At 74.6% G+C, this 13,929-nt stretch carries 8 protein-coding genes; 5 read left to right on the top strand and 3 right to left on the bottom strand.

All coding sequences use genetic code 11. The features are described 5' to 3' along the window. The first annotated feature begins 132 nt into the window (after positions 1 to 132). On the top strand, positions 133 to 3,096 hold the full coding sequence (locus LO771_RS06550) for a bifunctional glycosyltransferase family 2 protein/CDP-glycerol:glycerophosphate glycerophosphotransferase (RefSeq protein ID WP_230648952.1): 2,964 nt from the start codon (positions 133 to 135) through the stop codon (positions 3,094 to 3,096). Beyond that, positions 3,093 to 4,295 (top strand): glycosyltransferase, encoded by a 1,203-nt coding sequence (locus tag LO771_RS06545; protein ID WP_230648950.1) that lies wholly within the window; start codon positions 3,093 to 3,095, stop codon positions 4,293 to 4,295. The genes LO771_RS06550 and LO771_RS06545 overlap by 4 nt, the downstream gene beginning before the upstream one ends. Before the next feature lie 75 nt (positions 4,296 to 4,370). Here LO771_RS06545 and LO771_RS06540 read toward each other — a convergent pair whose 3' ends face one another. From LO771_RS06540 to LO771_RS06530, 3 genes are all read right to left on the bottom strand, one after another. Further along, positions 4,371 to 5,129 carry a hypothetical protein gene (locus tag LO771_RS06540; protein WP_230649093.1) on the bottom strand — a complete coding sequence of 253 codons (759 nt, stop codon included), beginning with the start codon at positions 5,127 to 5,129 and terminating at the stop codon, positions 4,371 to 4,373. A gap of 71 nt (positions 5,130 to 5,200) precedes the next feature. After that, on the bottom strand, positions 5,201 to 6,835 hold the full coding sequence (locus tag LO771_RS06535; RefSeq protein WP_230648948.1) for a hypothetical protein: 1,635 nt from the start codon (positions 6,833 to 6,835) through the stop codon (positions 5,201 to 5,203). A gap of 128 nt (positions 6,836 to 6,963) precedes the next feature. Beyond that, positions 6,964 to 8,055, bottom strand: coding sequence for an acyltransferase family protein (locus tag LO771_RS06530; RefSeq protein WP_230648946.1), 1,092 nt, complete (start codon positions 8,053 to 8,055; stop codon positions 6,964 to 6,966). Positions 8,056 to 8,288: 233 nt separating this feature from the next. On the opposite strand from LO771_RS06530, the gene LO771_RS06525 reads away from it, so the two are divergent. Genes LO771_RS06525 through LO771_RS06515 form a run of 3 tightly spaced genes read left to right on the top strand, consistent with a single transcriptional unit; the run spans position 8,289 to position 13,914 of the window. Further along, the gene (locus tag LO771_RS06525) at positions 8,289 to 10,061 is read left to right on the top strand and encodes a stealth family protein (RefSeq protein WP_230648944.1); all 1,773 of its coding nucleotides are present in this window, start codon (positions 8,289 to 8,291) and stop codon (positions 10,059 to 10,061) included. Between the two features lie 59 nt (positions 10,062 to 10,120). Continuing rightward, complete coding sequence (locus tag LO771_RS06520; RefSeq protein WP_230648942.1) at positions 10,121 to 11,098, top strand: hypothetical protein; 978 nt, start codon at positions 10,121 to 10,123, stop codon at positions 11,096 to 11,098. A gap of 8 nt (positions 11,099 to 11,106) precedes the next feature. Beyond that, positions 11,107 to 13,914, top strand: a complete 2,808-nt coding sequence (locus tag LO771_RS06515) for a stealth conserved region 3 domain-containing protein (protein WP_230648940.1) — start codon at positions 11,107 to 11,109, stop codon at positions 13,912 to 13,914. The last annotated feature ends 15 nt before the right edge of the window (positions 13,915 to 13,929 follow it).

Genomic DNA, 13,929 nt, shown 5'->3' with positions numbered 1-13,929 from the left:
CCCCGGGCCGCGGCAGGCGCCCGCGGCCCCTCCGGCCGCATGGCAGGATGAACCGGAGGGCGGTCGCCGAGACCACAGGGACCCGCAGAGCGTGGCTGCCGTCCCGCCGACCTGCTGATAAGGAACTCCTCGATGCCTTCCACCCAGGCGGCCCCGGAGGCCGCCGTGGAGCCCGCGGCTCCCGACGTCAGCGTCGTCGTCATCGTCTACAACGACGCCGACCGCCTGCCGCGCGCCGTGCGCTCCGTCCTCGGCCAGTCGCTGCGCAGCACCGAGGTGCTGATCGTCGACGACTGCAGCACCGACGGCAGCCACGACGTCGCCCTCCGCCTCCAGGCCGAGCACCCCGGACGCGTCCGGGCGCTGCAGCTCCCCGCCAACAGCGGCGGCTGCGGCGCGCCGCGCAACCACGGGGTGGCCGCCGCCCGCGGCCGGTACGTCATGTTCCTCGACAGCGACGACGAGCTCGACCTGCACGCCTGCCGCAACATGCTGGAGGCCGGCGAGCGCACCGGGGCCGACCTGGTCTCCGGCCTCAGCGTGCGCCGCCACCTGGACAGCCGGCACGGCAAGACCGTCGAGTGGTACCCGTGGCTCTACAGCCGCACCCGGCAGCTGGACTCCGTCGACGAGCTGCCCGACCTGCTGGTGTGGGACACCCTCTCCACCAACAAGTGCTACCGGCGCGACTTCCTGCTCCGCGCCGGCCTGGAGTTCCCCGTCGGCATCCTCTACGAGGACCTGCTCTTCTCGGCGCAGGCCTACCTGGCCGCCGACCGCATCGCCCTCATCCCCAACCGCGTCTACTGGTGGGACGTCGTGGAGCGGACGGCGGCCAAGTCGCTCAGCAACCGCCGCCACGAGATCTCCAACTTCACCGACCGCCTGGAGATCCACCGCCGCATCGACCGGATGCTCGCCGACCGGGGCATGACCGCCCTCAAGGCCCACAAGGACGTCAAGTTCCTCAAGCACGACCTCGTGCTGCACCTGAGGGACCTGCCCTTCCTCCCGGCCGAGTTCCGGCACGAGTTCTCCGAGCACGCCCGCGACTACCTCGCCACCCTCTCCGCCGAGGCGTGGGAGCAGGTGCCCCACATCCAGCGGATCTGCGCCTACCTCCTGGTCCGCGACGACTGGGCCAACCTCCTCCCCGCCATCGACACCCTGCTCAACCGCGACAAGCTCTCCGAGCCGCTGGTCGAGCGCGACGGGCGCGTCTACTGGTGCGCCGAGCACCTGGACGACGAGGAGGGCCGCCGGATCCTCGACGTCACCGAGGCCGGCTACCACACCAGGCCCCTGGAGAAGCTCTTCCTCCGCAACCGCCTGACGGGGTACCGGGTCGGGCCCGCGGGCCTGCACCTCACCGGGCGCATCGTCAACCCGCTCGGGAAGGTGGCCCCCGGCGCCCGGCTGGCGGGCCGCCTGGAGTTCACCGCCCGCCGGCGCTCCCTGCAGTCCTTCGCCTTCCCCGTCCGGGAGCTCCGGCACGAGGGCGACGGGATCGCCTGGGAGGCCGTCGCCGACCTCGCCCGGCGCCTGCGCCCGCTCGGCGTCGTCGACGCCGTGTGGGACGTCCGGCTGGTCCTGGAGGCGGACGGACGCCGCACCACCACCCGCATCACGGTCGGCGACCACGGCCTGGAGGACGCGGCCGGCATGCCCGTCCGCCCGCGCCTCACCCGGCTCGTCGGCGACCGGCTGGAGCCGTCCGTGACCGCCCGCGGGCACCTCGCCTTCCACCTCGCCGCCGAGGGCGCCGCCGCCCGCCGCACCACCGACCTCATCCGGCGCACCCTGCGCGGCGAGGCCGGGGCCGGCGCCCGCCGCGCCGTCGACGGGGCCAAGTCCGCGGTGCGCGGCGCCCGGAAGCTCAAGCGCAGCCTCAACGACGGCTCCACCAAGCTCCGCGTCTACCACGAGGTCCTGCTCCGGCTGCCCGTGGTCAAGGGGCAGGTGGTCTTCGAGAGCCACCTCGGCAAGCAGTACAGCGACTCCCCGCGGGCCCTCTACGAGGAGCTGCGCCGCCGCGGCGCCCCGATCAGGCCGGTGTGGGCCCACTCCGGCAGCCCGGAGGGCTTCCCCGAGGACGCCCGGCTGGTCAGGCGCTGGTCCTGGCCCTACCTGCGGGCCCTGGCCCAGGCGGAGTTCTGGGTCGACAACCAGGGCTTCCCGCTGAAGCTGGCCAAGCGCCCCGGGACGACCTACATCCAGACCTGGCACGGCTCGGCCCTGAAGAAGATGGGCTTCGACATGCCCGCCTTCAAGCGGATGCCCTACGCCGAGCAGGAGGAGTACCAGCGGGCGCTCGACCGCTTCGACCACTTCCTGGTCCGCAGCGAGCACGACGTGCGGACCCTCGCCCGCGCCTACCGCATCGGCGAGGAGCGCCTGCTGCGCACCGGCTACCCGCGCAACGACGTCCTGGCGCAGCGCAGGCCCCGGGACACCGCGCTGATGGAAAGCCTCGGCATCGACCCGGACAAGCCGGTCGTGCTCTACGCGCCGACCTTCCGGGCCAACGCCGCGGGCCAGGTGCGCGGGTTCACCCTCCCCTTCGACCCGGACGACTTCGCCGACCGCTTCGGCGACCGGCTGACCCTGCTGGTCCGCTGCCACTACCTCAACTCCGTGGTGCTGCCGCCCTCGGTGCGGGGCAGGGTCGTCGACGTCTCCCGGGTGCCCGACGTCACCCCGCTCCTGCTCATGGCGGACGCGCTGGTCACCGACTACTCGTCCGTGATGTTCGACTACGCGCTGCTGGACCGGCCGATGGTCTTCTTCGCGTACGACCTGGAGGAGTACAGCGAGGACACCCGCGGCACCTACTTCGACCTGGTCGAGAAGGCCCCCGGGCCGGTGGTGCGGGACACGGAGGCGCTGTACGCGGCGCTGGAGGACCTGCAGGCCTCCGGGGAGCGCCACGCCGACGCCCGCCGGCGGTTCGTCAAGGAGTACGGCGAGTACGACCAGGGGGACGCCGCCGCCCGGATCGCCGACCTGTTCTTCACCGGAACGGCCCGGGACGGAGCACGCCCGGGCAGCACCCCGCCCGGGGACGCCGCCCCCGGCGCGAGGAGGGACGGAAAGTGACCAGCACCGCCGCAGACACCGCCCCCGCCGGGGCCGCGCCGTCCGCCGCGCGCACCCGCGACGTCTTCATCGTCTCCAACAGCGTGGACGAGATGGGGGGCGTGTGCAGCTGGGCCCACCGGATGGCGGGCCTCCTCACCGACCGCGGCCACCGCCTGCACCTCGTCGGGGTCGTGCCCGTCCCGGAGGACCGCCGGCAGGTGTTCTCCGCCGAGCCGCCGTACCCGATGACGACGCTCTACACCGAGCACCCGCCGCCGGCCTGGTCGCCGCGCGGCGTCCGCGGACGGCTCGACCTGGCCGCCCGCCGCCGGAACGCGGCCCGGGAGGCCGGGATGGACGCCGCCGCCGCCCGGCTGTCCGCGGTCCTCCGCCAGGCAGGCCCCGGCGCCGTGGTGATCGTCACCCAGGTGTGGGCGATGGAGTGGGTGGCCAGGGCCGACCTCTCCGGCCTGACCGTGATCGGGATGAGCCACGAGTCCTTCGACACCTGCCGCGCCTCGTCCCGCTTCGCCCGCGTCAAGCGCTGGTACCGGGACGTCGACCGGCTCGTGGTCCTCACCCCGGAGGACGCCGACCGGTGGATCCGTGAGGGCATGAACAGCACCTGCGGCATCCCCAACCCGCTCCCCTTCGAGACCCCCGCGCCGTCGCCCCGCGAGGAGCGGACCGTCCTCTCCATCGGCCGGCTCTCCGAGGAGAAGGGCTACGACATGCTCCTCGACGCCTGGGCCGAGGCGGTCCGGGGCCGGGAGGGCTGGCGGCTGCGGATCCACGGCAGCGGGCCGGAGGAGGAGCGCCTGCGGCGGCAGTGCACCGCGCTGGGGCTCGACGGCTCGGTGGAGTTCGCCGGCCGCACCGGCGACGTGCCCGGGGCGCTCGCCCGCGCGTCGGTCTTCGCGCTCTCCTCGCGCGGCGAGGGCTTCCCGCTCTCCCTGATGGAGGCCATGGAGTGCGGCGTGCCGTGCGTGGCCTTCGACTGCGCCCCGGGCGTGCGGGAGATCGTGCGCGACGGCGAGGACGGCCTGCTCGTGCCGATGGGCCACACCACCGGGCTGGCGCACCGGCTCGGCCGCCTGATGGACGACCGGGAGCTGCGGGACGCCATGGGCGACCGGGCGCGGGCCAACATCGCCCGGTACGCGCCGGAGGCGGTCGTCCGCCGCTGGGAGGAGCTGTTCGACCTGCTGGAACGGTGAGGGACCGTCCGGCGCGGGAGCGCCGGGCGCCGGGCCCCCCGGTGCGGGGCCCGGCCGCCCGCACGGGGCCGGGTCTCAGCGCACGGCGACGTGGACGGCCTTCGACCGGGCGGGCCCGGTCCACTTGCTGCCGGCGAACACCCACCGGTACCAGCCGGACCGCGTGAGGCGGACCCCGGCCGACACCTGCCCCAGGGGATTGGTGACCTCGTCGGCCACCGGCGTCCAGGTGTCGCCGCCGTCCGGGCGGAACAGCAGCTGCAGGTGGTCGTCCGGGCTGCCGTGGTAGTCCCCGCTGTCCCACCACACGCGGGAGAGCCACCCCTGCGCGGTCGCCCGGGACCCGGCCGGGGCCCGGGCGGGCAGCCCGTAGACGCCCAGGCGCGAGGCGCGCTTGAGCGAGAAGCCGCCCGCCGCGCCCGACCGGGCGTCGTCGCCGTCGTTGGCGTTGGCCTGGGCGTCCACGAACCAGGTGCCCGCCTCGTCGTTCCAGACCTGCTTCCGCCCGGTGTCCACCGACACCGTCCCGGTGCAGGTGGAGGTCGTGGCCGACTGCCGCACGCAGCGCATCGGCGAGACCTTGAGGATGCCGTACTTCGGCCCCCACACCCCGACGGGCGAGACCGACCTGATGCCGGAGTCGTCGGTGGCGGTGACGGAGACCCGGAAGGTCTCCCGCCGGTCCGCCCCGAGCACCACGGTCCGGCCGTCGTTGACCACCACGGACGTGATCGCGGTGTCCCCGTGCGAGGGGCTGGTCGCGATCGACGGCACGGTGATGGCCGCCGTCGCGGCGACCGCGGACACGGCGAGGAAGGCTGATCGTCTGCGCATAACCACCCCAGTATCCCCGCCCGGCCCGGTGGTCCGGCCCGCCCGGCCCGCCGGCCGGGTCCCGCCGCCGGTCAGCGCGCCCCGGCGCGCAGCGCGTCGAGGTCGACCCGGACCAGGCGCTCGCCGCGCGGGCCGGTGGCGACGGTCGTGAAGACGCGGCCCTTCGGCACCGGCCCCTCCGAGGCCGACTTGACGATCCACCGCACGTGACGGCGGAGCAGGATCTCCCGCCCCCGGGCCGCGGTGGTGCCCCGGGCGAAGAAGTCCGCGGTGTCCTTCCACCGCTGCCGCTCGTCGGGCAGGAAGAAGTCCGGGTAGGCCGGCGCCACCGTGGTGGCGCCGTAGGCGGGCGCCATCCGCAGGGCGTAGTAGTCCTTGGTCAGGACGACGTCCCCGTACCGGACGTAGGGCGTGATCCACCGGTAGTCGCCGAAGAGCGGGACCTGCTGCACCCCCAGGCGGTCCGCCGCGTGCCGGGCCTGCGGCAGGACGAACACGGCCGCCCCGGCCTGGGTCCACGCGCCGACGGCCAGTGCGGCGGCGGTGGCCGCCCCCGCGGCGCGGCGCAGCGCCCCGGGCCGCATCGACGCCAGCTCGACGGCGAGGGCGAGCTGCGCGGAGAGCATCACGCCGGGCCAGACCCGGCCCCACGACCAGTGGCCCAGCAGCCCCCCGGCGGCGAAGAGGGCGCCGCACACCGCGAAGACCAGGACCAGCGGGTCCAGCCCCCGGGTGCGGCGGGCGCGCGCGGCCAGGGCGGGCAGCGCGAGCAGGGCGAGGCCGTTGCGGGCGAGCAGGTCCCGGTAGAGGTTGCGGTGGATCGCGGTGAGGTCGCCCTCGGCGCCGGCCAGCCGCCAGACGTCGTAGTACGGCCACAGGGCCGGCAGGACGGCCAGGGCGGCGGCGCCCGCCGCCAGGTTCCGCACGGCGCGCGGCGAGCGGGTGGCGGGGGCGCAGACCGCGACCGCGGCCGCCCCGACGAGCGCGACGGCCCCGGTGAACTGGTGCACCAGCACCACGACGCCCGCCAGCAGGCCCAGCAGCACGCAGGGCGCGAACCGCCACCCGGCGTCGCCCTCGCGCCGCAGCCAGGCCCACAGGTGGAGGGTGAGGCCGAGCGCGAAGGTGCTGGGGTAGGCCACGGTGAGGGTGAGCGAGGTGAAGGAGATCCACCCGCTCCAGGCGAAGAGCTCCCAGCCCCAGAGCAGCACGACCGCCGGCAGGGCCAGCACGGGCGCCCAGGGGCGGGCGGTCAGGGTGCGGACGAACCGGTGCACGCCCGTGACGAGCGCCGCGGTCGCGGCCACGGCCGCGAGGGAGAGGACGGTGAAGGTGTCCCAGCCCGTGAGCCGCGCCACCGCCCCGAGGAGCAGCATCCACGGCGAGTAGTAGGGGCTGGGCGTGTCCTCGGCGACCAGCGGGTTGCCGGGGTCCGCCAGGTCGTGGCGCAGCCGCTCCACGACGGCGGCGTGCAGCCCCTGGTCGCCCGCCCAGGGGAGCTCGACGCAGAACGGCAGCATCACCAGCAGGGCGAGGAGGCCGAGGGCCGCGTAGGGCAGGTGCGGCCGCAGCCTGCGCGCCCACGCGCCGCCGCCGGATCCCGAGGGGGCGTCGGGGCCGCTGCCGGGGCCGGTGCCGGGGCCGCTGCCGCGGCCGGTGACGGCACCCGTGCCGGCGCGCGCGGCTGCGGAGGGGTCCTGGGCCATCTGTTCCGTCCGTCGTGGGCGTGGGCGTGGGGGCGGGGGCGTCGTGGGCGTGGGACCTCGCGGGCCCCGGGGACCGCGCGGGGCCGGGACGCCCCAGGAAGGCTACCCGCCGGTGCGCGGCCCGCCCCTCACGGGCGGAGCAGCCACCGCAGCCGCGGCTCCACCAGCGGCCGCAGCACCCGGCGCACCGGGGCCGTCATCAGCACGGTGGCCGTCAGCACGGCCGCGGCGGTCAGGGCCAGCTCGCCGAGCGGGCCGTGCAGGCCGTCGTACCAGCCCCGGTACTGGGCGAGCTTCACCAGCATCGGGTGCAGCAGGTACGCGTACATGGTGCGGGTGCCCAGGGCGGTGAACCAGGCGGTGCGGGCCGGCACCAGCGAGAGGAAGGCGGCGCAGGCCGCCAGGGTGCAGGCCAGCAGGGCCGCGGACACCGCCAGGTAGTGGGGGAGCGTGGTGTGCAGCTGCCCGTACCCGCGGTCGCGGTTGAGCCAGTCCAGGGTGCGCACGTGCGGCACGAGCGCGTACGCCCCCGCCGCGAGCGCCGCCAGCACGGCGGCCGAGGCCGCCCGCACCCGGCGGGTGCGCAGCCGCGCGAGGTGCTCGGGCCGCAGCTGCAGGCCCAGCACGAAGAAGGGGAGGAACTGCAGCACCCGGCCGAAGGAGAGGATGTCGCCGTTGTCGGTCGTCCCGGAGAGCAGGGCGACCAGCACCGCGACGGCGAACGGGTACCTGACGGACCGCCAGAGCGGCGTGCCCAGCCGCCAGAGGAACAGCGCGACCAGGAACCAGGACGCGTACCAGGGCCGCAGCAGGTCGAGGGAGACGTGCCGCTGGCCGAGGACCTCGCTGCGGAAGAGGCAGTACAGGCAGGTGAAGACCACGTACGGCACGAGGACGCCGCCGACCAGCCGGGCCGTCTGGTCGCGCCGGGCCGCGAAACCGCGCGAGAGGTACCCGGAGACCAGCACGAACGCCGGCATGTGGAACAGGTACACCCAGGCGTAGGCGGCCCTGACCGCGGTGCTGTCCTGCACCGTGCGCGAGGCGGACCAGGTGTGGCCGGCCACCACCAGCACGAGCAGCAGGAACCGGGCGTTGTCCAGGGACGCGTCGCGGGGGCGGGGGCCCGGCGCTGCCGCGCCGTCCTGCTGCCGGGCCTCCGGTGACGCGGGGGGTGCCGGTACGGCGACGGTGTTCTCCACCGGCGCGATGCTACTCATCCGGCGGCGGTCCGCGCCCGGTCCTCCGCGGGGCGCGGGGCGGCACCGGCCCGGCGGAAGGCAAAGAGCGGCAAAAGGGGTGGTCTGCGAACTCCCTTGCCCCCCTGGATACGATGAGCGAATCGTGGAGCCGTCACGGGGGACGCTTCCGCACCACGGAAAAGACAACCTTTTCCCTGCCCCCGTCGTCGGTAGGCATGCAGGAACGGCGGAACGTACAGGGGAGCCAAACCATGAGCGGCAGTCCGGAAGCCTCGCGGGTCGTCTCCGCCTATCGGAGAGTGCTCCCCGCGTACACGCGGTACCGGATAGCGCAGCACATCACCCCCGAGGTCCGAAGCCAGGTCAAGAAGCGCATCGCCGAGGTCGCGGCGGTCCCGCAGCAGGTGGACCGGATACGCGTCCAGCGCGCCGTGCGCCGCCGCCCCGACCTCTACTCCGGACCGGACCGGATCCCCGTCACCGTCGACCACCAGCCCCGCGCCGCCTTCGTCCACGAGGACCTCACCCCGCTGCTCGCCCGCCGGGAGAACCTCGACGCCGTGCTCGACGCCCTGGAGGGCGCGGGCATCGACCACTTCTGCGTCCGCGGCGCCTTCGACCGCTCCTCGACCGTCGCCGTCGCGGACCGGGACCGCCCCCGCGTGCTGCGCGCCCTCGCCCGCCTCTGCGAGCGGACCCCGGGCTGCGTGACCCCCATCCCGCACGGCGAGAGCCGCGAGCCGCGCTTCTGCGAACCCGGCCACCAGCCCGGCGTGTGGAAGCGGGCCGCCGCCGCGGGCGCCGTGCGGCTCACCTGGTTCCACACCGACCCCGAGGGACGGCTCGTCCTCGGCGTCCCCTACGGCTGCGACGTCGAGTTCTGGACCGAGGAGACCCCGGGCGTGCTCACCGCGCCGCGCCGCAACCGGGTCACCGAGGTCGTGCCCGCCTCCGGCGCCCCCGTCGAGGCGTCCGACAGCCTCTTCACCCGCCTCGCCCCGGCCGGCCGCGACCCGCTGCCGCCGGTCCGCACCCGCGCCGAGTTCACCGCGGCCCGCCCCGACGACGTCGACTTCCCCGTCGACGTCGTCTACACCTGGGTCGACGGCTCCGACCCGGAGTGGCTGCGCCGCCGCGCCCAGGCCGCCGGGCAGGCGTACCACGCCGAGGCGGCCAACGCCGCCCGCTACCTCAGCCGCGACGAGCTCAAGTACTCGCTGCGGTCGCTGCGCATGCACGCGCCGTGGGTCCGGAACATCTACCTGGTGACGGACGACCAGGTGCCGGCGTGGCTGGACACCTCCGTGCCGGGGCTGAAGGTGGTGAGCCACAAGGAGATCTTCAGCGACCCGAGCGTGCTGCCGACCTTCAACTCGCACGCCATCGAGAGCCAGCTGCACCACATCGACGGCCTGGCCGAGCACTTCCTCTACTTCAACGACGACATGTTCCTCGGCCGCGAGGTCGTGCCCCAGGACTTCTTCCACGCCAACGGGCTCACCAAGTTCTTCCCCAGCCCCGCCAACGTGCCGCAGGGCGAGCCCTCCGAGCTGGACGTGCCGGTGTCGGTCGCGGGCAAGAACAACCGCGAGCTGATCGAGGAGCGCTTCGGCACCACCCTCACCCAGAAGATGAAGCACGTGCCCTACCCGCTGCGGCGCAGCGTGCTGCACGAGATCGAGGAGGAGTTCGCCGAGCGGCACCGCACCACCATGGGCAACCGGTTCCGCAGCCTGGACGACCTCTCCATCGCCTCCTCGCTCCACCACTACTACGCCTTCCACACCGGCCGCGCCGTCCCGGGCAACCTGCGCTACAGCTACGTCGACCTCGCCCTGCCGGACACCCCCGACCGCCTCGCCCGGCTGCTGGCCCGCCGCAACCGGCACGCCTTCTGCCTCAACGACACCGTCTCCACCGAGCGGGACGTGGAGGCGCAGCTCGCCCTCCTGGGACCGTTCCTGGAGGCGTACTTCCCGCTGCCCAGCCGCTTCGAGAAGTCCGACCGCCGCGAGACGCGCTGACCGTTCCAAGGGCTCCCTGCCGTCCTCCCCGGCACGGCCCCGTAGCAGGAAGTCGACAGATGAACGGAATCACCAGTGACCGCGCCCTGCGGGCGGGCTCCCGGCTGCGCTCGCTGGCCCAGCGGCTCAGCCCCCGTCACGGGCAGCCGGTACCCGCGGCCGCACCCGCCGCGCCCAGGCGCCGCCTGCGGACCGTCCACCTCTCGGTGCTCGACGGCCGGACGCTGAACGTCTGCGTGGAGGTCCCCGATGCCAGGCGCGGCCGCCCTGTCGTCCTGGAGTTCGTGCAGGACCAGGCCGTGGTCCCCGTCCCCATGACCGTGACCGCCTCGCCGTACGGTCCCCCGCGGGCGGAGGCGGCGGCCCTGCTGTCGCTCCCCGGTGAAAGCGGCCCGGCGGCCCTGGGCCGCGTGGTGCTGGAACCCGGCCGGTGGCGGCTGCGCGTCGCGCTGGCCGGGCCGGTCGGACAGGTCGAGCACGCCGACGTGGGGGCCGCCCCGGAACTCCTCGGCACCGGCCCGACCCGTCCCGACCCGCCGTCCCCCGAGACCGCGCACCAGGCCAGGGTGGACGCCACCAAGGACGGTCGCGCCCTGCTCAGGATCGGCGAAGTGGCGCCCTGCGCCGAGGTGACCCGGGTCGACCTGGGATGGACGGCCGTCACCGTCTCCGGGCGCCCGGTCGGGGTGCCCGAGGGGGACCTCCCCCTGCTCCAGGCGGAGGCCGTCCGCCGCGACACGGGCGGATCCGAGCGGATCCCGCTGCTGTGGGACGGCGCCCGCTTCACCTTCCCCCTGCCCCTCGACCGGATGGCGGACCCGGACGGCCGGGAGCTGATCTGGGACGTCCGGCTGCGCTGCGGCGAGCGGCCGCTCAGGCTGGGCCGCCGCCTCACCGACGTGCGGGACCCCAAGCAGGTCTTCCGGACCCCCTACCGCCTCCTCGTCGCCGAGGACGGCCGGACGGTCCGCGCGCACGCCTACTACACCGCGGGCGGCAGCCTCTGCCTGTCCTGCGTGGCCCTCGGAACGGAATAGACGCACCCATGAAGATCACTTTCCTGCTCACCTGGGCGGACGAGATGGGCGGCACCGAGCTCGCGGTGTTCACCCAGGCCGCCCATCTGGCACCGCGGCACGACGTGCGCGTGCTGAGCGTCTTCCGGACCCGCGAGGAACCGTTCTTCGCCCTCGACGAGCGGGTGCCCGTCCGCTACCTCGTCGACGCCACCGGGCCGTACCAGCGTCCTCTCCGCGAGCACGGGCTCTCCGAGGAGGACTGCCGCGTCCTCGCCCTCCAGGGCAGCGAACTCATCAGGCGGTCCTGGGAGAAGGCGTTCAACCGCCTCTCCGACGTCGAGCTGCAGCTCGCCCTGGGCGACCTCGACACCGACGTCCTGGTCACCACCTCGCCCGCCCTCATGGCGGCGGCCGTCCGCCTGGCGCCGCCCCGCGTCGTCACCGTCCAGCAGGAGCACCGCCCCTCCCAGCTGCGCGGCGGCACGGGCGAGCCGCTCCTGCTCTTCGCCCCGCAGACCGACGCGGTCGTCGTCCTCACCGAGCGCACCCGCGAGTGGTTCGAGGAGTCGCTCGGCGCCGCCGCCCCCCGCCTCGCCGCGATCCCCAACGCCGTACCCGCCGGCTACCGCCCCCGGTCCGGGCTGGCCAACCGCAGTATCGTCCTGCCGCGCCGCCTGGTGAAGGACAAGCAGGTCGACCACGCGATCCGCGCCTTCGCCCTGATCGCCGCCGACCACCCGGACTGGTCGATGCGCATCTACGGCGAGGGGCCGGAGACCAGCCGCCTGCGGCGCATGATCGAGGAGTATGGCCTCCACGACCAGGTGACGATGCCCGGAAGCACTCCGCACATGACCGAGGAGTGGGCCAAGGCCGGCCTGTGCCTGCTGCCGTCGGCGGACGGTGAGGCCTTCCCCCTCGTGCTGCTGGAGGCCTTCGCCGCCGGGGTCCCCGCAGTGGCCTACGACATCGTCTCGGGGCCCGCCGAGATCATCCGGCACGAGGTCGACGGGCTGCTCGTGCCCGCGGGCGACGTCGAGCTGCTCGCGGCGGCCATGGACCGCCTCCTCGCCGACGACGGCCTGCGCGCCGCCTACGGGCAGGCCGCCCTCGAGGGGACCTCCCGGTTCGCCGCGGAGAAGGTCGTTGCGCAGTGGGAGGAGCTCTTCGAGGAGCTGGTGGCCCGCCGGGACAGCCCGGAGCGCGCCCGGGAGAAGGCGGACCGCACGGCCCTCCGCTCCGCCATGGGAGCGGGACGGTTCCAGCCGGCGGTCCCCGCCGACCGCATGGCGCCCTCCCAGGGCGAGCAGCGGGCCCGCGAGGACGAGCTGCTGGCCGCGCGGCCCGGCCTCGTCCGCTCGGCGGGCCGGATCGCCGAGGTCCGCGACGACCTGCTCGCCTGGCAGATGCAGGAGGAGAACCTGCGGACCGCGGCCGACGCCCTGGAGGCGCACGCCGTCGACCACGTCCTCCTCAAGCACCCCGGCGCCCAGGCCCGGCTGGCGGTCCCCGCCGAGCAGCGGGAGAAGGCGCTGCTCGCCCTCGCCCGCAGCCTCCAGGGCGAGGCCGTCTACGCCGAACTGCTGGAGCCGTCCTCCGCCGCCCCCGGCGCGGTCCTCGCGGAGCTGCTCGCGGACGTCGGCGAGGTCAAGGGCGTCCGCGTGTTCCGGCCCGTGGCGAGCACCAGCCGCACCCTGCGGTACGGGCCCGGCTACGGCTGCGACGTCGAGTTCTGGGACACCGACCCCGAGGACGGACTCCGCGTGGCGCCCCGGGGCGCCACCTCCGTCGGCAAGCGCCTGGAGTCGCTGGAGCCCACCGCCCGCGCGTCCAGGGCGGGCCGGACCTACCCCACCCTCGAGCAGTTCACCCGCCCGCTGACCGACGACCTCGACTTCCCCGTCGACGCCGTGTGGACCTGGGTGGACGACGGCGACCCGCGGTGGCGGGCGCGGATGGCCGAGGCGCGCGCCGCGGCCGGTGCCGAACCCGTCTCCGACGGCGCGGAGGCCGCCCGCTTCCGCAACCGCGACGAGCTCCGCTACTCGCTGCGCTCGGCGGCGATGTTCGCCCCCTGGATCCGCACCATCCACCTGGTCACCGACGACCAGGTCCCCGACTGGCTCGACACCGCCCACCCCGACGTCCGCGTGGTCTCCCACCGCGAGATCTTCGCGGACCCGGACGCGCTGCCGACCTTCAACTCGCACGCCATCGAGAGCCAGCTGCACCGCATCGAGGGCCTGTCCGAGCACTTCCTCTACTTCAACGACGACATGTTCCTGGGGCGGGCCGTGCGGCCCCGGCAGTTCTTCCTCAGCAACGGCACGGCGAAGTACTTCCGGTCGCCCACCGCGATTCCGATGACCCCGGTCGCGGAGGACGACGAGGGGTACTTCGCCGCGGGGAAGAACAACCGGGCACTCATCCAGCGGGAGTTCGGCAGGGTGACCACCCACGGCTTCCTTCACAGCCCGTACGCGCTGCGCCGCAGCGTGCTCGAGGAGATCGCGGGCCGGTTCCCCGAGGAGTGGGAGCGCACCGCGCACTCCCGGCTGCGCGGGACCGGGGACATCGCCATCCCCTCGTCCCTGCACCACCACTACGCCTACCTGACCGGCCGCGCGGTCCCGGGGTCGATCCGGGCGGCGTACGTGGACGTCGGCTCCTACGACCAGCACCTGCAGCTCACCCGGCTGCTGACCAACCGCGGCCACGACGTGTTCTGCCTCAACGAGTCCCTCGACGCGGAGGTCCCGGCGGAGGAGCAGGACCGGGTCGTCCGGGCGTTCCTCCGCGCCTACTTCCCGGTGCCGAGCCCGTACGAGCGCTGAGCGCCGGGCCGCCGG

The organism is Streptacidiphilus sp. ASG 303, from assembly GCF_020991365.1.
GTDB lineage: Bacteria > Actinomycetota > Actinomycetes > Streptomycetales > Streptomycetaceae > Peterkaempfera.
Note: the sequence above shows the minus strand (reverse complement) of the source record. Positions and strands in the feature narration are given on the sequence as shown.

Coding starts and splice junctions, on each gene's coding strand:
- LO771_RS06520 (WP_230648942.1), top strand. CDS start 10,121: ATGAACGGAATCACCAGTGACCGCGCCCTGCGGGCGGGCTCCCGGCTG.
- LO771_RS06515 (WP_230648940.1), top strand. CDS start 11,107: ATGAAGATCACTTTCCTGCTCACCTGGGCGGACGAGATGGGCGGCACC.
- LO771_RS06530 (WP_230648946.1), bottom strand. CDS start 8,055: ATGAGTAGCATCGCGCCGGTGGAGAACACCGTCGCCGTACCGGCACCC.
- LO771_RS06525 (WP_230648944.1), top strand. CDS start 8,289: ATGAGCGGCAGTCCGGAAGCCTCGCGGGTCGTCTCCGCCTATCGGAGA.
- LO771_RS06550 (WP_230648952.1), top strand. CDS start 133: ATGCCTTCCACCCAGGCGGCCCCGGAGGCCGCCGTGGAGCCCGCGGCT.
- LO771_RS06540 (WP_230649093.1), bottom strand. CDS start 5,129: ATGCGCAGACGATCAGCCTTCCTCGCCGTGTCCGCGGTCGCCGCGACG.
- LO771_RS06535 (WP_230648948.1), bottom strand. CDS start 6,835: ATGGCCCAGGACCCCTCCGCAGCCGCGCGCGCCGGCACGGGTGCCGTC.